This is a genomic window from Streptomyces sp. CB02400, from assembly GCF_001905725.1.
In the GTDB taxonomy this organism is placed as follows: domain Bacteria; phylum Actinomycetota; class Actinomycetes; order Streptomycetales; family Streptomycetaceae; genus Streptomyces; species Streptomyces atrovirens.
In genome coordinates this window covers 55,289-79,598 of sequence record NZ_LIWB01000023.1, presented here as the reverse complement: position 1 = coordinate 79,598, position 24,310 = coordinate 55,289, and the positions used below count along the sequence as shown (strand labels likewise).

Sequence of the window (24,310 nt, the reverse complement as noted above, 5' to 3'; positions counted from 1 at the left end):
GTGCTAGGCGTATTGTTAACAATCTTGTAGCGTGCGTCACGCCTTGACCCCGAGGCATCGGCGGAGCACCTGGTGCTCGATGAGGGGAGACCCATGCAGCGGCTGACCGCTTCCCACGGACGTGGCGCACTCGCCCACCCGACGAGCGCGCGGGCGGAACGCCCCGCGCCCCGCAGACGCCTTCTGAGAGCGGTGGCGCTCGCGGGTTCCCTCGTCCTCACGTCCGTCGCGGTACCGGCCTCCGTCGCGGCGGCCGCCCCCGCGCAGGGCCGCGGCCCTGCCGCAGACCCCCAGGACGCCGCGCTCGCCTTCGACTCCACCGCCTACACGACGCTCACCGTCGCCGTCGACGGCCGTCCCGTGACCGTGCGCTGGTACAAGGAGATCTGCTACGTCGCGAACCCGGTCGCCGCCGCGGCACAGCAGTCCGGTGGTCCCACCGGGGGCAGCACCACCATCCCCAACACCGCCTGCGGCTACCAGAGCATGAACGTGTTCGTCCCCGAGAGCGCCTTCGGCGACCGGCGGGCGCCGGTCTACTTCGCGGTGAACAACAGTGGCTGGATGGCCAGTTACATACGGGCGAGCGTGACCGCCGGCGCCTCCTACGACAGTTCGACCAGCAACGTAGGTGCCGCGTTGAAGGCGGGGTACGTCTTCGTCGACGTCGCCAACCGCAGCCGCGGGCTGGTCGGCGCCGACGGCTCGTCCCCCGGCAAGGCCCCCGCGGCGGTGGTCGACGCCAAGGCCGCCGTGCGCTACCTGCGCCTGAACGACGCCGTGATGCCCGGCAGCGCCGAGCGGATCGTCGTCAACGGCACCAGCGGCGGCGGTGCGCTGGCGTCGATCCTGGGCGCCTCCGGCAACAGCGCCGAGTACGCCCCGTACCTCGCCGCGATCGGCGCCGCCGGCATCGACGCCAAGGGGCGCAGCACCCTGCGCGACGACGTCTTCGCCGTCAACGCCTACTGCCCGATCACCGACCTCGGCAACGCCGACGTGGCCTACGAGTGGCTGTACGACGTCCTCGGCACCCGCGACACCACCGGCTCGAACCCCTCGCCCGAGGCCGCCGCCGAGATCGCGGCCCGGTTCGCGGCGTACGAGAAGAGCCTCAACCTGCGCACCCCCGACGGCTCCCGGCTCACCGCCGCGACCATGCTCGACACCATCGAGAAGGAGGTCGTCCGCTCCGCGGAGACCTACCTGGAGGCGGACCCCGCCCACACGATCCCGCCGCTGGGCGGCACCTTCGAGATCACGTCGAGGGGCACCACCACGTCGTACGTCAACGACTGGATCGACGTCGACAGCGCCACCCGCACGGTGCGCTCCGTCGACATGGCGAAGTACCTCGCCTTCGTCGCCACCCAGGCCACGCTGAAGACGACCCCGGCCTTCGACGCGGTGGGCGTCGACGGGAACACCACCAGCCGCACCGAGACCAACCTCTTCGGCCCGCCGACGCAGAAGTACCTCAACTACACCGAGTTCGGCTGGAACCACAACGACGTGCCCGGCGACGGCAGCGGCCTCGACGACACCGGGCTGACCTGGAAGCAGTACACGAGCAGGAAGAGCACCACCGTCGACGACCAGGTCCACCTCATCAACCCGATGGACTTCATCGGCACCCGCGCCGACACCGCGCCCAACTGGTACGTCCGCCACGGCACCCGCGACCGGGACACCTCCTTCACCGTCTCGGTCAACCTCGACCGCGCACTCGCCGCCGACAAACAGGTCGAGAACCTGGACCACCGGCTCGCCTGGAACCAGCCGCACGCCGGGAACTACGACGTGCCCGAGGCCATGGCCTGGATCGCCAGGGTCGTCCAGAAGGCCGGCGACCCGCTCGCATAAGGGACAGGACAGCCATCGGCCGCCCCGTCCCGGGAACAGGGCGGCCGGGCGATCGAGCACGCCGACTGCACGGGACCGGCTTCTTCGCCCCCACGGGCTGGAAGTCAGAGACCGTATGCCGGGCTGAATGGTGCAGCGACTTACTGGTTCTAACAAAAGTTGTTGGTCATGTGACTGTCGGCCCGCTGGGTCGTTGTTGTGGTCCCATCAAGCAGAGCAACCCCCACCGGTCCAAGCACTGGTGGATCCGCCTCGGCACCAACGACAGCGACACCTCGCTCAGGGTCTCCGCCAACCTTGCCGCCGCCCTCGACAACATCGGCGACGACGTGAACCACGAGTACTACTGGGACCAGGGCCACGCCACCAACACAGACTCCGGCGACTTCATCACCTGGGTCGCCAAGGTCACCGGCTACAAGAAGTAGGCCGGTCCGCGCCCCGGTGCCTCCTGGCTGCGCCGATTTTTGCGATCGGCCCATTTGGCCGAGGTGTACGGGGCGGAAGTGTCCAAGCAGGCCACCACCACGATCACCGACAAGGCAATGGGAGGCATGACGGAATGGCAGTTCCGTCCACTCGACCGCGTCTTTCCCGTGATCTTCGTGGACGCCGCCCACATGAAGATCAGGGTTCTGTTGGCGATCTTGTGATCCGGAGAGGTCGGGCTCATCGTACGAGCAGGACGCGTCTGCGGAGGAGATCGAGACCGTCCCGTCCGAGTATTTGGTGTTTCAGTGTCTTCAGCCGGTTGACGTTGCCCTCGACAGCGCTGGAGCCATGTGTCAGGGACAGGCCGTTGCGGACTACGTCGAAGTCGCGGCGGAGGTTGCGGGCGAAGCCCGCGAGCGGAGCCAGACTGTCCTGTTCGGCATCCGTGATCCACCTTTCCAGGTGGTCACCGCGGCGACCGGTCATCATGGCGGCGAACTTCCTGACGTGACCGGTGAACCGGTCGAGTTCAGGATCGCGCTCACGCAGCCGGTACAGCTTGTCGGCGTCCTCGCCCCGTAGGTGTCCGGGGTGGGTCATGATCCAGGAGGTGATCTCACGGACCGATGCGGGCTCGGGTCCCGCCACGGGTGCGTGCCGTGCCCGCGCCCGGTCCGGTAGCACCGCAGGTGCCGTTGAACGGCCGACTCGCCGCCGGGGGGCACCGCTGAGCGCCTTCCAATCGCCTTCGAAGGCCGACTCACCCCGGCCGCCAACTGACCACTACAGAAACTGGATCAGCCGTCTACTGAACACCCCCCTATGTGGTGGAACTTCATCGGCCGCTCGCACGACGACATCGTCCAGGCTCGCGAGGACTGGATGACGGGGACCCGTTTCGGCGAGGTGCACGGGTGCGACGGGGCTCAGCTGCCCGCGCCGGAACTGCCGAGCGCTCCCTTGAAGCCGCGAGGAAGGGTGCGCTGCCCTGCGGAAACACGGGGCCTGAACCAAGGGGGTCAGAATCGCTGCCGCGCCTGCCCGGCGACGTGGCCGTCCCCTGGCGCGGGCCTTCGGTTCCTGCCCTCAGGACACTCCGACGACTCCACCGAACCCAGGACACTCCGCTTCCTCGTTGTCGGCTGTCAGTCCTTTGCGCGCTCGGTGATCCAGCGGGCGGCGAGAAGTCCGGACGCGGCGGTGAGGACCGCGGCGGCGATGACGGTGGCGTTGAGGCCGAAGGTGTCGGCGAGGACACCGGCGACCAGGGCGCCGGCTGCGTAGCCGATGTCGCGCCAGAACCGGTAGGTGCCGAGGGCGTTGGCTCGCCAGGCGGGGTGGGCGTGGTCGGAGATGGAGGCGATGAGGGCCGGGTAGACCATGGCCGTGCCGAGGCCGAGGAAGACCGCGGAGAGGACGCCCGCGAGTAGCGGGCGCTCGAGCAAGGCGAGGGCGAGGACGAAACCGACGGCCTGGACGAGCATGCCGTGGACGATCAAGGGCTTGCGGCCGATGCGGTCGGCGAGGTGACCGGTGGGAATCTGCCCGAGCCCCCACAGGATCGGGTAGAGGCCCTTGATCAGGCCGACGGCGGCGAGTCCGAGGCCGTGGTCGGTGAAGAGCAGAGGGAAGACGCCCCAGGTGAGGCCGTCGTTGAGGTTGTTGATCAACCCGGCCTGGCTGGCGCCACGCAGGGAGCGGTTGTGCCAGGACGTGCGGGTGAACGTGGCCTTGAGACCGGTGTCCTCGTCGGTGGGCAGAGGCTTGGTGTGGTTGGCGAGTTCGAGGGCGACGTGGGCGGCGGTGTCGCGGACGGCGAGGGCCAGGGCGAGGCCGGCTGCGACGAAGACGACGCCGATGAGTTCGGGGACGGGGCGCAGGCCGTAGCTGGTGGCGAGGTAGCCGGTGAGCAGGGCGGTGACGCCCACCGCGGTGTAGCCGGCGGCTTCGTTCAGGCCGGTGGCGAGCCCGCGGCGGGAGGGCCCGACGAGGTCGATCTTCATGTTCACGGTCATTGACCAGGTGAGGCCCTGGTTGAGGCCGAGGAGGACGTTGGCGGCGACGATCCAGCCCCAGGACGGTGCGTAGGCGAGGGCGAAGGGGACGGGGATGCCGAGCAGCCAGCCGGCCACCAGCAGCTGTTTGCGGCGGAAGCGGGCGGTGAGGGCGCCGGCGGCGAGGTTGGTGAGTGCCTTGGTGAGGCCGAAGGCGATGATGAAGGAGAAGACGGCCAGGTCGCTGGTCAGGCCGAAGGTCTCGGAGCCGATGAGCGGGACGGTGGTGCGTTCGAGGCCGACCAGGCCGCCGACGCAGATGTTGACGATGACCAGGAGGGTGAACTGCAGCCGGTTCTCCCGTAGTCCGAGCCGTACGGGGCGCCCGGCGGCGTCGGTCGGGGTGGTGGCGGTGGGTGTGGCGTTCACGATCGGTGGCCCTCCGTGCCCTGGGCGAGCTGCCGGCCGTGGGCGGCGGTGTAGTCGTCCGGTCCGCCGTCCAGGACGGCGATGTCCGTGTGTCCGGCGCGCTCCAGGAGACTGGCGGCGGTCATGGCACGTTCGCCGTGCCCGCAGGCCACGACCGGCGCAGTCGGGGCGTCGCCGGCGGCGGCGGGCAGGCTGCCGAGTTCGAGGTGCACGGCGCCGGGGACGTGCCCGGCGGCGAATTCGGCCTGCTGCCGGACATCGACGTAGGGGCGGCCGACGGCACGGTCGGCGGTGAGGAAAGCGGTGGTGGCCTGGGGGTTGCCGTCGGCGAGCCAGGCGTCCATGCCGCCGGTGAGACGGCCGGCGAGACGCTCGTATCCGATCTTGTACGCCTGCCAGACGATCTCGCTCAGGTCTTGGCCCTCGCTGGTGACGAAGGCCAGGGGCGCGGTGTCGGGCAGGAGCCAGCCGAGCCAGGTGGCGAACTGGTCGCGCAGCGGGATGGACAGGGAACCGGGGATGTGGCCGGCGGCGTAGTCGGCGGCCGGGCGGACGTCGACGACGTAACCGCCATCTGCCATCAGGGCTTGCACCTGCCGCGCGGACAGGACGGGCAGCACCGGCTGGGCGGTCAGCACCGCCGGGCCGCGCCGGTTGGTCTCACCGAGGCGGTCGAAGTACGTCGGGTAGGTGCCCAGGCTCGCGATCAGCCGGTCCACGAAGGCGTTCTCGTCGGGTGCGGCGAGCAGCGGGTTGGTCTGCCTCTGCGCGCCGATCGTGGAGGTCCGCCCGGTGCCGGGCGGCGCGGAGCAGAACGAGCCTGCGCCGTGCGTGGGCCACACCGCGGTCTCGTCCGGCAGTTCGGTCAGCAGCCTCAGCGACCGGTACTGGGCGCGGGCGAGTTCCTCGGTCCGCTCCGGGCCGAGGAGGTCGGTGCGGGCGGCGGAGTTCACGATCAGCGACCCGCCGGTGAACACCCCGAGTTCCCGGCCGCCGTCCAGCAGCAGGAAGGACAGGTGCTCGTCGGTGTGTCCGGGGGTGGAGAGGGCCCGCAGGGTCAGCCCGCCGAGGTCGACCTCGTCGCCGCCGGCCAGCGCCCGGTGCGCGAAGGCACGGCGTCCGGCGGCGGAGGCCAGGACCGTGGCGCCGGTGTCGTGGCCGAGCTGGACGGCGCCGGAGAGGAAGTCGGCGTGCAGGTGCGTGTCCGCCGCGTACGCGACGGTCAGGCCGCGCTGCTCGGCAGCTTCCCGCAGTGCGCGCAGGTCGCGGCCGGCGTCCATGGCCAGGGCGCGCCCGTCGCCGAGGTCGAGCAGGTAGGCGCTGTTGCCCAGCCCTTCGTCGACCAGCGGGATGAGGTGCTCGTCCGCGAAGCCCACGGCGTCCTCCAAGATCTCAAGAGGGGGTGTGTGGTCACACCCACCGGATTCAATTACAATAATCCATGGATTTATGGAGGATGCCATGTCGGAGAACACGAAGAGCGCGACGAAGGCTCGGCTGTATGACGCGTTCGCGGCCAGCGGCAAGGCGCTGGCCAGTGGAAAGCGTCTGGAGCTGCTGGACCTGCTGGCCCAGGGCGAGCGCACCGTCGACGCGTTGGCGAAGGCGGCCGGGCTGAACCTGACCACCGCCTCGGCGCATCTGCAGACCCTCAAGCAGGCCGGGTTCGTCGCCACCCGCCGCGAGGGCGTGCGCATCCACTACCGGCTTGCCGGTGACGATGTCGCCCGGCTGTTCGCGCTGCTGCGCAAGGTCGCCGAAGCCCACCAGGCGACCGTGCCCGCTGCCCGCGACGCCTACCTCGGCGAGGACACCGCCGCCGAGCTCAGCCGCGAAGAACTGCGGGCCCGGATCGCCGCAGGGGACGTCGTCGTCCTCGACGTGCGGCCGGTCGAGGAGTACCAGGCCGGGCACATCCCCGGTGCCCTCTCCATCCCGGTCGACGAGCTGGCCGACCGGATCAACGAGCTGCCCGAGGACCTGGAGATCGTCGTCTACTGCCGCGGCGAGTACTGCGTCCTGGCCTACGACGCGGTGCGGCTGCTGACCGACCGTGGCCGCCGCGCGATCCGCCTCGACGACGGCATGCTCGAGTGGCGCCTGTCGGAGCTGCCCGTCGACGCCGCGGACCTGACGTGAGTGCCCCGAGCGGCGTTCTTCCGCCTCATCCGGGGCTGGCCGGCGGGCCGGTCTATCTGGACTACAACGCCACCACCCCGGTCGATCCGCGCGTCGCCGAGGCGATGCGGCCGTACCTGACCGATTTCTTCGGCAACCCCTCCAGCAGTCACCGCTACGCTGCCGCGCCCCGCTGGGCGCTCGCCGAGGCCCGCGCCCAGGTCGCCGGTCTGATCGGCGCCGGGCCGGGCGAGATCGTGTTCACGGGCTCCGGATCCGAAGCCGATCTGCTCGCCCTGCGCGGCGCGGTCCTGGCTTCCGGCCGACCCCGTCCGCAGGTGATCACGCAGGCCACCGAGCACCCGGCCGTTCTGGAGACGTGCCGGGCCCTTGAGCGGCTGCACGGCGCGCGGGCGACCGTGCTGCCGGTCGACGGGGACGGGCTCGTCACCCCGGCGGCGCTGGCCGCTGCGCTCACCGAGGACACGGTGCTGGTGTCGGTGATGGCGGCGAACAACGAGACCGGCGTCCTCCAGCCGATCACGGAACTCGCCGCGCTCGCCCACGAACGCGGGGCGCTGTTCCACTGCGATGCCGCCCAGGCCGTCGGCAAGGTCCTCCTCGACGCCCGCGAGCTGGGAGTGGACCTGCTGACGATCGTGGGGCACAAGATGTACGCGCCCAAGGGCGCCGCCGCCCTCTTCGTACGCGAGGGCGTACGGCTGGAGCCGGTCGTCTACGGCGGCGGGCAGGAGTACGGCCTGAGGGCGGGCACGGAGAGCGTCGCCCTGGCCGTCGCACTCGGCACCGCCGCACAGCTCGCCGCTGTCGAACTCGCCAACGGCGCCCCGGTCCGCACCATGGCCCTGCGCGACGACCTCCACCGACGGCTGACGGCCGCCCTGCCCGGCCGCGTGCACCTCAACGGCCCGGACGAACAGCGGCTGCCGAACACCCTGAACGTCAGCGTGGAAGGCGTTCTCGGGCACGAGCTGCTCGCCGCCGTCGGCGAGATCGCGGCCTCGACCGGCTCGGCCTGCCACAGCGGCACCCACACCCCCTCCCCGGTGCTCACCGCCATGGGCCTGGACGCGACCCGCGCGCTCGGCGCGCTGCGGCTGTCCCTGGGCCGCTGGAGCACGGCCGAGGACATCGAGACGGCGGCAGCGGCCCTCATCCGGGCGGCTGGCGCGCGGTGACCGGGCCGAGCGGCCCGACGCAAGAGGTTCCGACGAGCAGCAGGAGAGGTATGACCGAGACCAGCGCGCACGGACTGTCCACCCGCAGTGTCCACGCCGGCGAACGCCGCGACGCCGAGGGTGCCGTCCACACCCCGCTCTACAACCATTCCACCTTCGCCTTCGACACCACCGCCGACCTCCTCGACGTCGTCGAAGGCCGCAAGGCCGGGAATCTCTACACCCGTTACGGCCTCAACCCCACCATCCGCTCCACCGAGGCCAAGCTCGCCGACCTCGAAGGCGGCGAGCAGGCCCTGGCGTTCTCCTCCGGCATGGCCGCCGAGGCCGCCACGTTCCTCGCGCACTGCCGCGCCGGCGACCACATCGTGTGTATCGGCGAGGTGTACGGCGGCACCTTCGAACTCCTCGGCGGCAACCTGCCGCAGGTCGGCATCACCACGACGTTTCTGCGCGCAGACGAGGTCGACCGGCTGCCCGAGGTGCTGACCCGCCGGACCCGGATCGTGTTCTTCGAGACCCCGGCCAACCCCACCCTGACCGTCTTCGACATCGCCGCCGTCTCCGCCCGGGCCCGTGCGGTCGGCGCGTTGACGGTGGTGGACAACACCTTCGCCACCCCGGTCAACCAGAACCCGCTCGCCCATGGCGCGGACCTGGTCGTGCACTCGGCGACCAAGTACCTCGGCGGGCACTCAGACCTGACCGCCGGCGTCCTGGTCGGCCCCGCCGAGCACCTCGCCCCGGTGATGGGGTGGCGCAAGAACCTCGGCCAGGTCATCGCCCCCGAGACCGCGTTCCTGCTCGCCCGCTCCGTTCGCTCCCTGCCGGTGCGGGTTCGCGCGCAGAACACCACCGCCGCGGCCGTCGCCGCCTTCCTGGCCACGCACCCGCGCGTCGCTCGTGTCCACTACCCGGGCCTGGCCACCGGTGAGCAGAAGCGCATCGTCGACGTGCAGATGCGTGGCGGGGGCGGCATGCTCAGCGCCGTCCTGGACGCGGACGCCGACCGGACCGCCGCCGTGGTGGACCGGCTGCGGCTGTTCGCCATCGCGCCCAGCCTCGGCGGAGTCGAGTCCCTGGTCACCCAGCCCATCACCACCACCCACCACGGCCTGGACCCGGCCGAGCGCGCCGAGCGGGGCATCGCCGACGGCATGGTCCGCCTGTCCGTCGGTCTGGAAGACGCCGACGACCTGATCGCCGACCTCGCCCAGGCCCTCGACGCCGACTGAACCCACCCCGGCGCACCGGTCCACAACGTCCTTCATCCGGCGCCGGGCCGGTGCAACGGCCACATCCCTCTGTCGAGACCGGCCAGTTCCTCCCGCCGGTCCACCCTTCACCACCGCTCCGGAAAAGAGACATGACCAGCACCGCGCCCACCCGTACGACGGCCTCCATACCCGACCCCGCCCAGGCCCAGCCCCGCATCCTGCGCGTCCTGGTCGCCTCCCAGATCCTCAGCGGCGCCGGTCTCGCCGCCGGCGTCACCGTCGGCGCCCTCCTCGCCCAGGACATGCTCGGCTCCACCAGCCTCGCCGGACTGCCCAGCGCCCTGTTCACCGCCGGCTCCGCGCTCGCCGCCGTCGCCGTCGGCCGCGTCTCCCAGGCCAGAGGCCGCCGCCCCGGCCTCGCCGCCGGCTACCTCACCGGCGCCGTCGGCTCGGCCGGCGTCATCATCGCCGCCGTCCTGGACAACCCGGTCCTGCTGTTCATCGCCCTGTTCGTCTACGGCGCCGGCACCGCCACCAACCTCCAGGCCCGCTACGCCGGAGCCGACATCGCCGCACCCGGCCACCGCGCCCGCGCCGTCTCCACCGTCCTGGTCGCCACCACCCTCGGCGGTGTCGCCGGCCCCAACCTCGCAGCCCCCACCGGCACCTTCGCCGAACACCTCGGCATCCCGAACCTCGCCGGGCCGTTCATCCTCTCCGGCGCCGCCTACGCCCTGGCCGCGCTCGTCCTCGCCCTGTGGCTGCGGCCCGACCCGCTGCTCCTGGCCCGCTCCGTCGCCCAGGCCGAGGAAGCCGACGCCGAGGCCGACCAGGCCGCAGCCGACGGCGGCGCCGACACGAGCGAGGGCCGCGGAGGCGTGGTCCTCGGCGCCCTGGTCATGGTCCTCACCCAGCTCGTCATGGTCGCGGTCATGACGATGACGCCGGTCCACATGCACGACCACGGTCACGGTACCGCCGCCTCCGGCCTCGTCATCGCCATCCACATCGGCGCCATGTACCTGCCCTCACCCCTGACCGGCTGGCTCGTCGATCACTACGGCCGCATGAAGATCGCCGCCGCCTCCGGGATCACCCTCCTGACCGCCGGCATCCTCGCCGCCGCCGCGCCCGGCGACTCCGTCGCCCTCCTCGCCCTCGCGCTCGCCCTGCTGGGGCTGGGCTGGAACTTCGGCCTCGTGGCCGGCACCGCGATCATCACCGACACCGTTCCCCTGGCCACTCGTGCCAAGTCCCAGGGACTGGTCGACGTCGCCATCGCCATCGCCGGCGCCACCGGCGGAATGGCCTCCGGCATCATGGTCGCCGCCACCGGCTACCCCGCCCTCGCGCTGACCGGCGGCATCCTCTCCCTCGCCCTTCTGCCCGCCATCGCCGCCACGGCCTATCGCCGATGAGCACCGTGAACCCCGAGACCCCCGCGCCCGGCATCACCGTCGACGGCACCGGCCTGCTCTGCGTCACCCTCCTGCTGCGCCTGCGCAAGGAGATCGACGGCGCCGCACCGGGCACCGTCGTCCACGTCGTCGTCACCGACCCCGCAGCCCCGCTCGACCTGCCCGCCTGGTGCCACATGACCGGCCACCACTACCTCGGTCCCGTGTTCGACCCCGCCGGACGATCGGTCCATGTGCTGCGCCTCGCCGCCGACGCCCGTCCCACCCGGCCCGACGCTCCCTGGCACAGCACGGATCGCTGACACCCGGCGCTCTCGGGCCGCGCCTCGGGCAGTCAGGTGCATTCGCTCGGGCCGATGCCTCTCAGCCGCTCGGTCACCCGGGCCAGCGTGGCGCCGAAGGCGTCCAACTGATCGGCCGGCACGTCCCCGAACAGCGCGGTGGCGAGGTCGTCCCGGCCGCGGCGCAGCGCCGAGGTGACCCCATGGCCCTTCTCGCTCAGGGAGACCAGGGTGGCGCGCCGGTCGGTGGGGTGCGCCCGGCGCACCACCAGCCCGTCCTCCTGGAGCGCGTCGAGGAGGCCGGTGACGTTACGAGGGGTGACGCCCAGGCGCCCGGCCAGGGCGCGCTGTGTCATCGGCCCGTCGTGGAACAGCGCCCACAGCACCCCCGCCCGCGCCGTGGTCAGACCCCGCTCGGCCACGCCGCGCGCCATCATCGCGCCCAGCACCTCGGCCAGCTCGAAGAGCCCGTCCAGCGAAGCCCTGGCGGTGACCCGCTCCCCAGCCGTATCGTGAAGTGACTTCACCATGTAGCACCTCCGCATAACAAGGTAGTCCCCGAGGCTTCCGCAGAGGAGACCGTCACGATGGCGCAGCCGGTCAAGCCGCATCCCCTTTTCGCCCGCTTCTACGCCACGCTCGCCGGCCCGGCTCTGGAGAAGGCGGGCATCGCCGAGCACCGCAGGCGGCTCCTGGCCGGTCTGACCGGCGAGGTGATCGAGATCGGCGCGGGCAACGGACTGAACTTCCCCCACTACCCGCCCGAGGTGACACGCGTTGTCGCCGTCGAACCGGAGCCGAACCTCCGCGCCCTCGCCCGGGACGAAGCCCACCGCGCACCCGTCCCCGTGGAGGTCGAGGCCGCCCGGGCCGAACGCCTCCCCTTCCCCGACGCGTCGTTCGACGCGGCCGTGGTGTGCCTGGCCCTCTGCTCCATCGCCGACCCCGGCACGGCACTCGCCGAACTCCACCGGGTGCTCCGGCCCGACGGACGGCTCCGGTTCTTCGAGCACATCCAGGCCGGCTCACCTGCGGTGCGGCGCGTCCAACGCGTGCTCGACGCCACCGTATGGCCCCGGCTGATGGGCGGCTGCCACACCGGCCGTGACACCCGCAGCGCCATCATCGCCGCCGGTTTCACCCTCACCGCCGTCGACCGCTTCGACTTCCCCAGGACCAGGATCCCGATGCCCGCCGCCGCCCACATTCTCGGCACCGCCGTACGGCCCGGCCCGAAAGGCACCCGATGACCAGCCCTCATGACCAGGTCCGGCCCGGACAACCGACGGATGCGTCGACCGCCCGCACCTCCCTCGCTCTGCTGGAACGCCTGGCAGACAGGCTCGGGGCACGGGTCTCGGTGACGTCCGTCTACGGTGAACCCGTCACCCGCGGCGACATCACCGTCATCCCCGTCGCCGAGATCGCCTTCGGATTCGGCGCCGGAGCCGGGCGCGAGACCACGGCCGCCAAGAACGGCGAGGGCGGCGGAGGCGGCGGCGGAGCCGCAGCCCGCCCCTGCGGATTCATCGTGATCAAGAACGACACAGCAGTCTTCACACCACTGCGAAACCCGTGGGCAGACGCCACGGCACTCTTCGCCGCCCTCCTGGCAGGCGCGGCCACCCCACGGCTCGTACGCAACCTCATAGGTCGGCGCGCCCGCTGCTGAGCGGACTCTCCCGAGTCCCGCTCACCCCGTCGCCCCGCACGGCCCCCGTTGGAGCCCCAGGGGTGGCCGGACCCGTTGGTCGAGCGCTTTGGCCGCCCCTGGACGGTGGAACGTCCGGCGTCCAGGTGCCGGAATCTCCGGGGCCGCTCCACGGGGGCCGGGCGACGAAGGCCGCACGGGGCGTACGGCACCGCATCGCCGCACAGGCTCGCGTTCTCGCCAAGGCTCGGTCGCCCCCGCCGGGCCACCGAACGCATCGTGTCCTGGCAGGCCGACTGCCGACTAATCCGCCGCCGTCGCGGACGCGAAGCCGACCGGTTTCCCGCCTTCACCGGCGAGCGCGCCCCGCGAGAGCCGAACCGCCGAGAAGGGCGGCGTCTTCCTGGCGCATGCCGGGTACGACGGTGAGGGCCCGCGCCACGTTGGCGGGCATGGTCCGGTGGACGGCCGCGAGGAATCCGTCGATGACCGGGGCGGTGGCGGGTCCCAGCACGGGGTCGATGACGACGGCTTCCGGGTTGAGCATGAGGAGCCCGCCCGCGACGGCCATGCCGACGGTCCGGCCGAGGTCGGTGAGGACGTGGCGGACCGTCTGCTCGCCTTGTACGGCCAGGGCGACGACGTCGAAGAGATCGAGGTCCTCGCCGTAGCGTGGGCGTAGGACTTCCAGCAGGTGACGGGCGTTCGCGACGGTGCCCAGGCAGCCGCGGCCGCCGCAGGCGCAGAGCATGCCGTTCGGGTCGACGCGGATGTGCCCGATCTCGCCGGCGACACCCAGAGAGCCCCGCAGGACGCGGCCCTGCACGACCACCGCTCCCGCGACGATGTCCCCGAGGCGCAGGTACAGGACGCTGTGCAGGTCACGGGCGGCGCCGGCGCTAGCCTCGCCCAGGGCGGCGAGGTTGATGAGGTTCTCGACGCGTGCCGGTACACCGAGCCTGCTGGTCAGGACGGCTGCCGGATCGCCGCTGAGCCAGGACGGATACGCGTCGATCCCGTAGTAGCGGGGCACTCCCTGTTCGAGGAACGTGACGCCATGACCCTGCCGGTAGGGCTGAGGGAAACCCACGATCACCTGCGACACCGGGGATCTCGTAGTCGAGGCCAGAAGGCGTTCGATCTCCGTCGCCAGGTCGGCGCAGGTCCACCAGCGGAACGGCTCCCGCACCACCGGTGAGCGCCTGTCGCCGTCCACCCCGACGTGGCACAACGCGATGTCCTCGTGGGTGATGAGGACGACACAGGCGTCACGGGGAGCGCCGGGCAGCCGCAGTGCCCGTGCGGCGGGCCCTCGTCCGCCCCCGGTCCGCGGCCGGTCCGGTGCGTGGCCGGACGTGCCGTCCTCCGTCAGCAGGCCCCGGGTCAGCAGGCGTGCCGCCGCGCCGCTGACGGTCCGCCTCGGGATGCCGGACAGCTCCGTCAATTCCGCCCGGGTCAGCGGACCGTGCGCCGTGACCAGTTCGATGAGGCGGCGTTCGGAAGCGCGTGGAGCGCGTGAGGTGGGCACCTCGGGATGCTAGGCGACCGATGAGCAACCTGGCCAGGTCGGCCGGGTAAGTGACGCAACCGTGGCCCGCCGGGGCGTTGACGGGCCGATTCGGCCGCCGAAGGATAACGGTCTGACACCCACCCTTTCGCGGCCCAGCCGGTCAAGGCGCAGGACACACAGGTATTGAAACGTTTCATTACGCGTGTCCCCTTGGAACTGGCCGCGATCCCGATGACCCGATGGAGAGTCACCGTGCCGACGAACCGCAGGAACTTCCTCAAGAAGGCGGCCGGCGCTGCCGCCCTGGGCACGAGCGGAGGGCTCATCGGCTCCACCGGCACCGCCGGGGCCGCGGAGGCCGCCGCCGCTGCCGGGGGCACACCGCCGGACCTGTCCCACCTGGGCACCCTCCGGGCGGCGGACACCTCGTCGGCCCTCGCGGACTCCGGCCTGTTGAAAGGCTTCAGAAAGCCGCCCGCCGAGGCGCTGCCGCGCGTGTGGTGGCACTGGATGGACGGCAACATCTCCAAGGCGGGGATCGCCAAGGACCTGGAGTGGTTCCGTGACGCGGGCGTCGGCGGACTGGTGAACTTCGACGGCGGCTTCGGGCTGAAGCAGATCGTCGACCCGCCGGTCACCTACCAGTCCGCCGAGTGGCGCGACGCCTTCAAGTTCGCGATGGAGCGCGCCGCCGACCTGGGCCTGGAGGCCGGGGTGGCCGCCTCGCCGGGATGGTCGGAGACCGGTGGGCCCTGGGTCGCCGCCGAGGACGGCATGAAGAAGGTGGTCTGGTCCGAGACGTGGGTCGACGGCGGCCGCACCCTCCGGGTGACCCTGCCGAGGCCGACGGACGTCGCCGGGCCGTTCCAGGACCACCCGGGAGAGGCGGACGTCCGCTACTACAAGGACGCGTGCGTCTTCGCCTACCGGGTGGCCGACGGAGCCCGGCCCCAGCGCGAGCTGGAACCGCGTATGTACGCCTCCGCCACGAAGGCGTCCGCGACCGCGCCCGTGGTGAGCGGCGGCAGCCGGGGCGTGAAGCTCGACAGCGCGAAGCTGTCCAGCGGCTCCCTGAAGGACGTCACCAACCTCGCCCCGCCCACGGCGGACGAACCGACCTGGGTCCGGATCGAGTTCCCCCGTGCCGTCACCGTCACCGGTCTGGGCATCGCCGCCGGGACCTCGGCGGCGCTGCAGGACGTCACCGAGTTCGGCACGGTCGTCGAGGTCTGGGCGAGCAAGGACGACCGGACGTACCGCCAGGTGGCCGAGGGCATCTGCAAGGACGAGCAGCGCACCCTGTTCCTGCCGCGCACCGAGGCCCGCTACTTCAAGGTCGTCTTCAAGGCACCGGGCACCCCGGCCGAAGTGCCGTACTACCTGCCGCAGCCCACCGGCGCGGAGCCGGTCCCACTGCGCTCCCTCGTCCTGCGCACGGCGCCGACCGTCCACCGCTTCGAGGCCAAGGCGGGCTTCGTCCAGGCGCCGGACTACTACCGGATCGACACCCCCGAGGAGGGCTCCGCGAAGGCCGTCGCGACCTCACAGGTGATCGACCTGACCAAGGCGATGGACGACGAGGGTCGGCTGCGCTGGAAGGCGCCGCGCGGCACCTGGGTCGTCGTCCGGCTCGGCGCCGGACTCACCGGCCACCAGAACGGCCCCACCACCGAGGCGGCCACCGGCTTGGAGGTCGACAAGCTCGACGCCGGGCGCGTCCGGGCGTACCTCACCACCTACCTGGACAGCCTGCAGAAGGCGACCGGTAAGAACGCCATCGGCGCCCGCGGCCTGACCGCCCTGCTCAACGACAGCTACGAGGCCGGGCCCCAGAACTGGACCGACGACATCCTCAAGGAGTTCCGCACCCGGCGCGGCTACGACGCCGGCCCCTACCTGCCCGCGCTCACGGGCACGACGGTCGGCGGCCCCGCCGAGTCGGACCGCTTCCTGTGGGACTGGCGGCAGACCATCGGCGAACTGCTCACCGAGAACCACTACCGCGTCGTCCACGAGGTCGCCCGTGAACGCGGCCTGAAGCTCACCTACGCCGAGGCCCAGGAGAGCAGCCGCGCGATCACCGCCGACGACATGGACATCCGGCGCCACGCCGACGTCCCGATGGGCGCCAGCGGCAACCCCTGCGCGCCCGGCGACCGCCTGGGGGAGCGCTACCTCGTCGACATGCGGGGCGCGGCCAGCGTCGCCAACGTCTACGGCCGCGACTTCGTCGCCTGCGAGGCGTTCACCTTCGGCGCGCGCAACCTGATGCCGGGCGACCTCAAGCCGACGGCCGACCAGATCCTGCTCTCCGGCGTCAACCGGTTCATGATCCACACCTCGGCCCACCAGCCCCAGGACGACGGGCCGGGCGTCACCCTCGGCGGCATCGGCTGGTTCTTCAGCCGCAACGAGACCTGGGCGGACCGGGCGAAGCCGTTCACGACGTACCTCGCCCGCTGCTCGTACGTCCTCGCGCAGGGCAAGGCGGTCAAGGACGTCGCCTACTTCTACGGACAGGAAGCCCCGGCCCCGGCGCTCTGGGGCCCCAGCCGGCGCCAGCCGGACGTCCCGCTGGGCCACGACTTCGACTACGTCAACGCGGACGTGCTGCTCAACCGGCTCTCGGTCAAGGACGGCCGGCTCGTCACCCGCACCGGCATGTCCTACGGGCTGCTGTACCTCGGGGGCGCGTCGGAGCGCATGACCGTGCGGGTGCTCCGGAAGATCGCCGCGCTGGTGGAAGCCGGTGCCGCGGTCGCCGGGACGCGGCCGGTGGCCAGCCCGAGCCTGGCCGACAGCGACGAGGAGTTCCGTGCGCTGGTGCGGCGGCTGTGGGGCGAGGAGGGCGAGCGGGACCGGGTGGTCGGCGCGGGGCGGGTGTTCGGGGACGTACGGGCCGAGGAGGCGCTGTCGAGCCTCGGGGTCGCCAAGGACTGGGACTACGCCTTCGACGCCGACGACCCGCTGGGCTGGATCCACCGCAGGACCGACGGCGCGGACGTGTACTACGTCGTCAACCGGCGGGCCGTACGGACCACGCTCGACGTGAAGCTGCGGGCGACCGGCAAGGCGGTCGAACTGTGGGACCCGGTCACCGGCGGCGTCGCCCCGGCGACCTTCCGGACCGAACGCGGCCGCACCGTCCTCTCCCTCGACCTCGGCCCCTCCGACTCACGCTTCGTGGTCGTCGCGCACGGCACCCCGGGCAAGGGCACCGCCAAGGCCGCCACCGGCCGGGTCATCGGCGTGGTGGAGGGCGGCTGGACGGTCGCCTTCCAGCCGGACCGCGGGGCGCCCGCCTCCATCGAGCTGGGCTTCCTCCAGGACCTGTCGGAGCATCAGGAGGCGGGGGTGCGCTACTTCTCGGGCACGGCCACGTACACCAAGACGTACCGGGCTCCCGGCCGTGAGGGCGGTGGACGCGTGTGGCTGGACCTCGGCGAGGTGCACGACATCGCGAGGGTGAAGGTGAACGGGGCCGACGCGGGGACCGTGTGGTGCGCGCCGTACCGGGTCGATGTCACCGACGCCCTCCGGACCGGGGCGAACAAGATCGAGATAGAGGTCACCAACAGCTGGTACAACCGCATGATCGGGGACATGCAGCCGGAGACGAAGACCCCGGTCACCACCTTCGTGGGACAGTTGTGGGACCTGAAGGCGACCACTCCGCCGGAGCCCGCCGGTCTGGTCGGGCCCGTCCGGGTCGAGGTGGTGGAGTGACGGCCGGCTGAGACACGGACACGGGTGCCCGGTCGCATCGACCGGGCACCCGTACGACGTCCTGCGGGCCTGCGCCTACATGTGGACGGCGGACGCCGCCGACTCGTCGTACCGGGGCGCACCGCGCTTGTAGAGCAGTACGGTCGCCACGAGCCCGACGGCGAAGATGGCGGCTGTCCAGGCGTAGGTGGCCGAGTAGCTCTCCACGGACGCCTGCGCCGTCACGGCCGGGGTGCCGCCCGGATGGGAGGCCAGGTAGTCGGCCGAGGCGCTGGAGGCGATCGTGGTCAGCAGGGCGGTGCCGATGGAACCGCCCACCTGCTGCATGGTGTTGACCCCGGCGGAGGCGACGCCGGCGTCGTGGTGGGCGACACCGGAGACCGCGAGGTTCATGGCGGTGGCCATGATGAGGCCCATGCCGAAGCCGGTGACGACGAGTTGCGGCAGGACGTGCGTGGCGTAGGAGCTGTCGACGCCGAGGGTGGTCATCCACAGCAGGCCGAGGGCGCCGACGGCCATGCCGGCCGGTACGACGGGCTTGGGGCCGATCCTGGGCACGAGGAAGTTGGTGGCGAGGATGGTGCCGGTCATCATCGCGCCGACCATCGGCAGGAACGCCAGACCGGTCCTGACGGGCGTGAAGCCCATGACGATCTGCATGTAGTAGGTCAGGAACAGGAACACCCCGAACATCGCGGCGCCGATGAGCAGCACCGAGACGAAGGACGCGCCGCGGTTGCGGTCCGCGAGGACGCGCAGGGGAAGCAGCGGGTGGGCCGCCCGGGTCTGCCACCAGGCGAACACGGCGAGCAGTACCGCGCCCGCCGCCAGGAAGCCCCAGGTCCGCGTGGACGTCCAGCTGTGCGACTCGGCGTTGGAGAAGCCGTAGACGAGGCTGAACAGGCCGGCGGAGACCAGGACGGTGCCGGGTACGTCGAGGGCGACGTCGCGGTTGCGTCCGTCGTGCTTGAGCAGCATGAAGGCGCCGATGAAAGCCACGACGGCGAAGGCGACGTTGACGTAGAGCGTCCAGCGCCAGGTGAGGTACTCGGTGAGGAGTCCGCCGAGCAGCAGACCGATCGCGCCGCCGGCTCCCGCGATGGCCCCGAAGACGCTGAACGCCTTGGCGCGGTCCTTGGGGTCGGTGAACGTGGTGGTGAGCAGGGAGAGCGCGGCGGGGGCGAGCAGGGCGCCGAAGAGGCCCTGGAGCGCGCGGGCGGCCACCAGGAGTTCGAGGCTGGGGGCCGCGCCGCCGATGGCGGAGGCGACGGCGAAGCCGACGAGACCGATGAGGAAGGTGATCTTGCGGCCGAAGAGGTCGGCTATGCGTCCGCCGAGGAGCAGCAGGCTGCCGAAGGCGAGCGAGTAGGCGGTGATCACCCACTGCCGGGCGCCGTCCGAGAAGCCCAGGTCGGCCTGGGCGGTGGGCAGCGCGATGTTCACGATGGTCGCGTCGAGCACCACCATGAGCTGCGCGATGCCGACGAACGCCAGGACCCACCAGCGGTGGTCGGCCGGGCGCGCGCCCGCCTGGGCGGGTGCCCGGGTTGCAGTGGACTGCGACACGGAGTGCTCCTGAGGAGTCGAAGGTGTGCGTCGGCCCGGTCCGGCCTGGCGCATGGATGAAACGGAGGCGTTTCATCCAGCATAGGTGGGGCCAAGGATGAAACGCAAACGTTCCATCCCCGGTCGCCCGGTCTCTCTCCGGGCGGCTGCCGGGACCGGCCCGGTGGGGCGGGCGAAGGCGGCTCGCGCGGTTCTCCCGGAACGCTTTTTCTTCCCTTTTCGAAATTCAGTGGGCGGAAGAAGGCCCGCGTCGACGTATTGACGCCCATTCCGTCGGCGGATTTACACTGCCGCCCGGTGCCTTTTCCCACGACGAAGGGTTCGTTGTGACTGTCGATCCCGCGTGGGCGTACTCCCCACTGCCCGAAGTCGGAAGAGCGCGAAAGGAGCTGTCTCTGTTCGCGTGGAATCTGTCCGGTCTGCTGTTGGTCGTCTGTGTGGTTTCCGGCGGAAAGATGGAAGCGGAAAATCTGGCCGATCTGTCCGCGTCCCACGAGGAGTGGTTCTCCTTGGCCTTCGCGCCGCGGTGATCGTGATGAGCGCCCTGACGGCGGCCCTGCCGGCCGGGCTGATCGCCGGTACGGCCCTGCTGATGCGGATGGTGCCACCCCACCCGGCGACCGGTGCCCGCTTCCGTGAGGTGGGCCTGGCCGCCCGGCTGCTGGACGGCGCTGATCGTCACGGGACTGGTATGGGCGTGAAGTGGGACTGGAAATCCGCGTTCGCGCTGACGACCCTCGGTGTGGGCGCCGCGTGCGTCGCCCTCCTGGTGCTGCGCGGCGTGCGAGGGAGGTCGGCGGCGGCCGTGGCCGTCTGAAAAGGAGCTGGGCGCCGGTCAGGTGTGCAGCAGGGCCGGCATCACCCAGTCGTCGATGAACCGGGCGAGGTAGTCCGAGTCGAGCAGGGTTCCGTCGAGCGCGGGGCGGCTCATGGCCAGGCTCCTCATGGTCTGCGGCAGGAAGTCGGCCGCAGCGGGCCGGTGGGTCAGCTCCCCGCGCTCGACCGCCCGGTCGATGAACCGCATGACGTGCTCGGTGTCCGGCCGGAACAGTGCCGTCTGCACGGCGGAGGCCAGTTCGTCGTCGGTGAGGATGGCGTGGCTCAGGGCCGCGTAGAGCCGGCTGTCCTCCGTCGCGTGCTGGGCCAGGCGCTCGGCCACCGTGATCAGGTCGCCCCGCAGGCTGCCGGTGTCCACCTCTGCGGGGCGCACCGGACCGCTGCTGCGGATCGCCGCGGAGACCAGACCGGCCTTGTTGTGCCAGAGCCGGTAGAGCGTCGCCTTGCTGCAGTGGGCGCGCGCGGCCACGTCCTCCATGGACAGGGCTTCGTAGCCGGTGTCGCTGAGTGCCTGGAGGGTGGCGGCCAGCACCTCCCGCTCGCGCTCCGCGGTGACCCGCGGCCGTTTGACGGGGGTGGCGGCCTCGTCCGCAGCCACAGACACCTCCTGAATGAATTGAAACGGTCCCGTACGCAAACTAGGACGGCACTCGATGAAACGCAAGTGTTTCATCGAGTGCCGTCCATGGGCGCGTCGAGTCGCGGACGGTGCGGGGCTCAGGACCGTTCCACGATGCGTCCCGCCTGCGAGGCCATCTCGCGCAGCCAGGAGTGGGCGGGGTCGCGCTCGTGGGCGGGGTGCCACCACAGGGACTCCAGCAGGTCACCCAGCTCGAAGGGCAGGTCGGCGATGGCCACGCCCTGGCCGGCGGGGTGCAGCCGGGCGACGCGCTCCGGCACCAGACCGATGCGGTCGCTGCCCCGTACCAGGTGGGGCACGGACAGGAAGTCCTCCGTGGTGACCGAGGACCGTATGCGCACGCCCTCCTGGGCCAGGCGCGGCATCGTGGAGAGCGCCGAGAACGGGTGCTGATAGGCGAAGACCCAGGGACGGCTGGACAGTTCCTCCCGGTCCAGCGGCCGGTCGGCGGTGTCGGAGGAGACCACGCAGACCCAGCGGTCCCGGTAGAGCTGCAGCATGGGCATGTTCACCAGGACACCCTGCGGCAGCACGATCGCGTCCACGGCACGCAGGGATTCGGAGGCCCGGTGCACGAACTGGGCCGTGCTGTGGTGAAACGTCAGGCGTACGTTCGGGGCCTGCCGCTGGACCAGATCGGCCAGGACCCGGCCGAAGACCGGCAGGTGGCAGTCCGCCACGACCAGGGTGAACTCGTGCTCCGACTCCTCCGGATCGAAGTCGGCACGGGTCTGGAACACCCGGTCCGTCCAGCTCAGCGCGAGTGAGGTCTGCTCGGCGAGACGCTCGCCCAGGGCGGTCAGCTCGTAGGAGTTGCCCACGCGGGTCAGGAGTTCGTCGTCGAAGTGCCGGCGCAGGCGGGCCAGGGCGGCGCTCAGACTCGGCTGGCTGAGCCCGAGGCGTCGGGCGGCGCGCGTCACGCTGCGTTCCTGCAGCAGGGCGTCCATGGAGACGAGCAGGTTGAGGTCCGGGCTCACGTCCCACCCCTTCGTAGGGCATCAGCTTCATCTATAACGGACATCAGCGAATTTGGCTTCCCTGATGGAATTCGGCCCGGCAAGACTAGAGCACCGCGAGTCCAGGGTCGTAGCCGCATCGGACTCCGCGTTTTCGGTAGGGCGTATCGCCTGCCGTGTCGACGCGTGGAAAGCTCCAGAAGGGCAGGGACGCCGATGTCGTCGTTTCACGTTCTCATTGCCGGCGGAGGAATAGGGGGCCTCTGTCTGGCGCAAGGATTGAAGAAGGCCGGAATAAGCTGCGCCGTCTATGAGGCGGCCCCCGGCATCGTGCGTACCGGATACCGGCTGCACATGAACGCCACCGGTGGCGGGGCCCTCGAGGAGTGCCTCCCGGAGAACCTGTACGAGCTGTACATGCAGACCTCGCGGATCAAACCGCGCCGCGAGGTGTTCGTCATGCTGGACAGCCGGTGCGAGGAGCTGGGCGCGCGCCCGCACATCGGACCGCCGAACGACCCCGACCGCCCGCACACCGCGGTCAACCGGCGCACGCTGCGCCAGATCATGCACACGGGCCTGGAGGACATCGTCCACTTCGGCCACACGGTCACCGGCTACGAGGAGGACGGCGACAAGGTCCGCCTGCTCTTCGCCGACGACACCTCCGCCACCGGTGACGTGCTGATCGCCGCGGACGGACTCCACTCCCCGGTACGCCGTCAACGGCTGCCGCAGATCCCCACGTTCGACACCGGCATGCGCTCCATCGCGGCCTGCGTCCCGCTCACCGACGACCTGGTCGCCACCCTGCCCGAGGCCCTGTTCGACGGCTTCGTGCTGGCCAGTTCCGCGGACGGGGTGAACTTCTCCTTCGGTGCCTGGCAGCCCCGCCGGCCCGTCGCCGAAGCCGTCGCGGAACTCGCCCCGGACGCGGACATCGACCACGTCGAGCCGTACATGATGGTCCACTGCGGCTTCCAGGAGGGCAGCCCCTACCTCGCCGGCATCCCCGACCTGTGGAGCGCAGGCCCCGAGGAACTGCACCCCGTGATGCGCGAGGCCGTCCGCGACTGGCACCCCGCCGTGGCCGAACTGGTCGAGCGCGCCGACCCCTCCACCCTCGCGCCCATGTCGGTACGCCGCCTGGAGCCCGTCGACACCTGGGAGACCGGCCGCGTCACCTTCCTCGGCGACGCCATCCACGCGATGCCGCCCTCCTTCGGCTCCGGCGCCAACACCGCCCTGCGCGACGCGGCCTCCCTGGCCGGAGCCCTGGACCGCGCGGCCAACGGCGGCGGTGACCTGCTGAGGGAGATCGCCGCCTACGAGGAGGGCATGCGCGCCGAGGTCTGGCCGGTCTTCCGCGCCTCGGCCGACCCGCGCTCCTTCGACCAGGCCGACTTCCTGCCGGACGACGTTCCCGTCGCAGGCCGCTGACCCTTCCGCAACCCCCGCACACACGTACTCTTGGAGAGCACCATGCCCGTGGTCGAGGACATCGAGTTCACCGTTGACGGCATCACCCTGCGCGGCTGGCTGACCCGCCCCGACGACGCCGAGGGCCCGCTGCCCGTCGTCATCCTCCAGGGTGGCCTCGGCGGACCGGCCGAGTCGATGAAGTTCCAGGCTCGGGGCTTCGCCGAGCAGGGCCTGGCCTGTCTGGCGTACGACCACCGCTGCACCGGATACAGCGGCGGCGAGCCCCGCCAGATGTTCGACCCCTGGCAGCAGTGCCGCGACCTGCGGCACGTGATCACCCACCTGACCCTGCGCGAGGACATCGACGGCGACCGCATCGGTCTGTGGGGCGTGAGCATCGGCGGCGCCAACTCGATGTTCGTCGCCGCCACCGACACCCGCGTCAAGGCCGTCTCCGCGATCATCCCGCCGGTCAGCGGCTGGAGCGCCCGGGGGCTCCAGCCCGCCGACACCCTCGCGGAGCTGGAGGCGCTGATCCCCGTCGACCGTCGGGCCCGGGCGAAGGGCGAGCCGGCCAGGACCATCCGGCTGCACGGGGAGCCCGCGCCCGGCGACCCGGTCATGTTCAGCGACGAGGAGGGCCTGGAGTTCGTCGAGAACATGATCCACAACCTGCCGAGCTTCAAGAACGCCATCACCGTCTCGACCCTGGACCACCTCTTCGAGATGGAGGTCCGCGCCTACGCCGAGCGCATCACCCAGCCCACGCTGATGATCCTCGCCAGCGAGGACACCGTGGCTCCGGTGGAGGAGGCGAGGGAGATGTTCGAGCGCATCCCCGAGCCGAAGGAGCTCATCGAGTACCCCGGCCAGCACTACGAGATCCTCTCGAACCACTTCGGCGAGATCATCACCCGCTGCGCGAAGTGGATGGCCGAGACTCTCGCCGAGTAGGACCGCACCGGAATCCCCACCGCCGCACGCCCGGTCCGTACCCGGCCGGGCGTGCGGTCCCGCCCGTGTGTCCATCGGCCGCCGGGCGATCGACCCG

21 protein-coding genes and 2 pseudogenes are annotated in these 24,310 nt (G+C 71.3%); 15 read left to right on the top strand and 8 right to left on the bottom strand.

The features are described from left to right. Positions 1-93: 93 nt before the first annotated feature. From AMK33_RS36005 to AMK33_RS35995, 3 genes and pseudogenes are all read left to right on the top strand, one after another. Positions 94-1,863 carry a subtype B tannase gene (locus AMK33_RS36005; protein WP_143203894.1) on the top strand — a complete coding sequence of 590 codons (1,770 nt, stop codon included), beginning with the start codon at positions 94-96 and terminating at the stop codon, positions 1,861-1,863. Between the two features lie 170 nt (positions 1,864-2,033). Beyond that, on the top strand, positions 2,034-2,291 hold the full coding sequence (locus AMK33_RS36000) for a hypothetical protein (protein ID WP_073937233.1): 258 nt from the start codon (positions 2,034-2,036) through the stop codon (positions 2,289-2,291). Positions 2,292-2,336: 45 nt separating this feature from the next. Then, positions 2,337-2,495 (top strand): annotated as a pseudogene (locus AMK33_RS35995) (transposase); the annotation flags it as partial. 37 nt (positions 2,496-2,532) lie between these two features. Here the strand turns inward: AMK33_RS35995 and AMK33_RS35990 are convergent. Beyond that, complete coding sequence (locus AMK33_RS35990) at positions 2,533-2,943, bottom strand: transposase (RefSeq protein WP_073937232.1); 411 nt, start codon at positions 2,941-2,943, stop codon at positions 2,533-2,535. Positions 2,944-3,111: 168 nt separating this feature from the next. Here AMK33_RS35990 and AMK33_RS44300 point away from each other — a divergent pair. Beyond that, positions 3,112-3,279, top strand: a pseudogene (locus tag AMK33_RS44300) (pirin family protein); the annotation flags it as partial. A 161-nt stretch (positions 3,280-3,440) separates the two neighbouring features. Here the strand turns inward: AMK33_RS44300 and AMK33_RS35980 are convergent. Next, a complete protein-coding gene (locus AMK33_RS35980; RefSeq protein ID WP_073937231.1) occupies positions 3,441-4,718 on the bottom strand; it encodes an MFS transporter in 1,278 nt (425 codons plus the stop codon). Then, positions 4,715-6,106, bottom strand: coding sequence for an MBL fold metallo-hydrolase (locus AMK33_RS35975; protein WP_235618294.1), 1,392 nt, complete (start codon positions 6,104-6,106; stop codon positions 4,715-4,717). Before AMK33_RS35975 ends, AMK33_RS35980 begins: the two co-directional genes overlap by 4 nt. A 73-nt stretch (positions 6,107-6,179) precedes the next feature. Here AMK33_RS35975 and AMK33_RS35970 point away from each other — a divergent pair, with 73 nt between their 5' ends. From AMK33_RS35970 to AMK33_RS35950, 5 genes are all read left to right on the top strand, one after another. Beyond that, a complete protein-coding gene (locus tag AMK33_RS35970; RefSeq protein WP_073937229.1) occupies positions 6,180-6,857 on the top strand; it encodes an ArsR/SmtB family transcription factor in 678 nt (225 codons plus the stop codon). After that, positions 6,854-8,035: a cysteine desulfurase family protein gene (locus AMK33_RS35965; RefSeq protein WP_073937228.1), complete on the top strand. Its 1,182-nt coding sequence runs from the start codon at positions 6,854-6,856 to the stop codon at positions 8,033-8,035. The genes AMK33_RS35970 and AMK33_RS35965 overlap by 4 nt, the downstream gene beginning before the upstream one ends. Positions 8,036-8,085: 50 nt before the next feature. After that, entirely contained in the window at positions 8,086-9,270 is a 1,185-nt protein-coding gene (locus AMK33_RS35960) for a trans-sulfuration enzyme family protein (RefSeq protein ID WP_073937227.1), read from the top strand. 131 nt (positions 9,271-9,401) lie between these two features. Next, positions 9,402-10,670 carry an MFS transporter gene (locus AMK33_RS35955; RefSeq protein ID WP_073937226.1) on the top strand — a complete coding sequence of 423 codons (1,269 nt, stop codon included), beginning with the start codon at positions 9,402-9,404 and terminating at the stop codon, positions 10,668-10,670. Beyond that, on the top strand, positions 10,667-10,972 hold the full coding sequence (locus AMK33_RS35950; protein ID WP_073937225.1) for a sulfurtransferase TusA family protein: 306 nt from the start codon (positions 10,667-10,669) through the stop codon (positions 10,970-10,972). Before AMK33_RS35955 ends, AMK33_RS35950 begins: the two co-directional genes overlap by 4 nt. A gap of 32 nt (positions 10,973-11,004) precedes the next feature. On the opposite strand, the gene AMK33_RS35945 is transcribed toward AMK33_RS35950, so the two are convergent. Continuing rightward, on the bottom strand, positions 11,005-11,481 hold the full coding sequence (locus AMK33_RS35945; protein ID WP_073937282.1) for a MarR family winged helix-turn-helix transcriptional regulator: 477 nt from the start codon (positions 11,479-11,481) through the stop codon (positions 11,005-11,007). A gap of 57 nt (positions 11,482-11,538) precedes the next feature. On the opposite strand from AMK33_RS35945, the gene AMK33_RS35940 reads away from it, so the two are divergent. Together AMK33_RS35940 and AMK33_RS35935 are read left to right on the top strand one after the other, a co-directional pair. Beyond that, positions 11,539-12,201, top strand: a complete 663-nt coding sequence (locus AMK33_RS35940; RefSeq protein WP_073937224.1) for a class I SAM-dependent methyltransferase — start codon at positions 11,539-11,541, stop codon at positions 12,199-12,201. Beyond that, positions 12,198-12,623 (top strand): GerW family sporulation protein, encoded by a 426-nt coding sequence (locus AMK33_RS35935; RefSeq protein ID WP_073937223.1) that lies wholly within the window; start codon positions 12,198-12,200, stop codon positions 12,621-12,623. Before AMK33_RS35940 ends, AMK33_RS35935 begins: the two co-directional genes overlap by 4 nt. A gap of 328 nt (positions 12,624-12,951) precedes the next feature. On the opposite strand, the gene AMK33_RS35930 is transcribed toward AMK33_RS35935, so the two are convergent. Next, positions 12,952-14,130 (bottom strand): ROK family transcriptional regulator, encoded by a 1,179-nt coding sequence (locus tag AMK33_RS35930; protein WP_073937222.1) that lies wholly within the window; start codon positions 14,128-14,130, stop codon positions 12,952-12,954. Between the two features lie 234 nt (positions 14,131-14,364). Between AMK33_RS35930 and AMK33_RS35925 the strand changes: the two genes are divergently transcribed. Continuing rightward, positions 14,365-17,838, top strand: a complete 3,474-nt coding sequence (locus AMK33_RS35925) for a glycosyl hydrolase (RefSeq protein ID WP_158075158.1) — start codon at positions 14,365-14,367, stop codon at positions 17,836-17,838. Between the two features lie 75 nt (positions 17,839-17,913). Here the strand turns inward: AMK33_RS35925 and AMK33_RS35920 are convergent, their stop codons facing one another. After that, positions 17,914-19,458, bottom strand: coding sequence for an MFS transporter (locus tag AMK33_RS35920; RefSeq protein ID WP_107425322.1), 1,545 nt, complete (start codon positions 19,456-19,458; stop codon positions 17,914-17,916). 481 nt (positions 19,459-19,939) lie between these two features. Here AMK33_RS35920 and AMK33_RS35915 point away from each other — a divergent pair, with 481 nt between their 5' ends. Further along, a complete protein-coding gene (locus AMK33_RS35915; protein ID WP_143203892.1) occupies positions 19,940-20,221 on the top strand; it encodes a hypothetical protein in 282 nt (93 codons plus the stop codon). 18 nt (positions 20,222-20,239) lie between these two features. Here the strand turns inward: AMK33_RS35915 and AMK33_RS35910 are convergent, their stop codons facing one another. Both AMK33_RS35910 and AMK33_RS35905 read right to left on the bottom strand, forming a co-directional pair. Continuing rightward, the gene (locus tag AMK33_RS35910; RefSeq protein ID WP_235618293.1) at positions 20,240-20,839 is read right to left on the bottom strand and encodes a TetR/AcrR family transcriptional regulator; all 600 of its coding nucleotides are present in this window, start codon (positions 20,837-20,839) and stop codon (positions 20,240-20,242) included. A gap of 119 nt (positions 20,840-20,958) precedes the next feature. Next, positions 20,959-21,858: a LysR family transcriptional regulator gene (locus AMK33_RS35905; RefSeq protein ID WP_073937219.1), complete on the bottom strand. Its 900-nt coding sequence runs from the start codon at positions 21,856-21,858 to the stop codon at positions 20,959-20,961. A gap of 195 nt (positions 21,859-22,053) precedes the next feature. Here AMK33_RS35905 and AMK33_RS35900 point away from each other — a divergent pair, with 195 nt between their 5' ends. Beyond that, entirely contained in the window at positions 22,054-23,277 is a 1,224-nt protein-coding gene (locus AMK33_RS35900; RefSeq protein WP_073937218.1) for an FAD-dependent oxidoreductase, read from the top strand. 42 nt (positions 23,278-23,319) lie between these two features. After that, positions 23,320-24,213, top strand: a complete 894-nt coding sequence (locus tag AMK33_RS35895; protein ID WP_073937217.1) for an alpha/beta hydrolase — start codon at positions 23,320-23,322, stop codon at positions 24,211-24,213. Positions 24,214-24,310: the final 97 nt, after the last annotated feature.

Bases quoted from the DNA above. Each gene is read 5' to 3' on its own strand.
- AMK33_RS36005 (WP_143203894.1), top strand. From the start codon at position 94: ATGCAGCGGCTGACCGCTTCCCACGGACGTGGCGCACTCGCCCACCCG.
- AMK33_RS35895 (WP_073937217.1), top strand. From the start codon at position 23,320: ATGCCCGTGGTCGAGGACATCGAGTTCACCGTTGACGGCATCACCCTG.
- AMK33_RS35920 (WP_107425322.1), bottom strand. From the start codon at position 19,458: ATGCGCCAGGCCGGACCGGGCCGACGCACACCTTCGACTCCTCAGGAG.
- AMK33_RS35940 (WP_073937224.1), top strand. From the start codon at position 11,539: ATGGCGCAGCCGGTCAAGCCGCATCCCCTTTTCGCCCGCTTCTACGCC.
- AMK33_RS35935 (WP_073937223.1), top strand. From the start codon at position 12,198: ATGACCAGCCCTCATGACCAGGTCCGGCCCGGACAACCGACGGATGCG.
- AMK33_RS35950 (WP_073937225.1), top strand. From the start codon at position 10,667: ATGAGCACCGTGAACCCCGAGACCCCCGCGCCCGGCATCACCGTCGAC.
- AMK33_RS35900 (WP_073937218.1), top strand. From the start codon at position 22,054: ATGTCGTCGTTTCACGTTCTCATTGCCGGCGGAGGAATAGGGGGCCTC.
- AMK33_RS35955 (WP_073937226.1), top strand. From the start codon at position 9,402: ATGACCAGCACCGCGCCCACCCGTACGACGGCCTCCATACCCGACCCC.
- AMK33_RS35970 (WP_073937229.1), top strand. From the start codon at position 6,180: ATGTCGGAGAACACGAAGAGCGCGACGAAGGCTCGGCTGTATGACGCG.
- AMK33_RS35915 (WP_143203892.1), top strand. From the start codon at position 19,940: ATGAGCGCCCTGACGGCGGCCCTGCCGGCCGGGCTGATCGCCGGTACG.
- AMK33_RS35945 (WP_073937282.1), bottom strand. From the start codon at position 11,481: ATGGTGAAGTCACTTCACGATACGGCTGGGGAGCGGGTCACCGCCAGG.
- AMK33_RS35960 (WP_073937227.1), top strand. From the start codon at position 8,086: ATGACCGAGACCAGCGCGCACGGACTGTCCACCCGCAGTGTCCACGCC.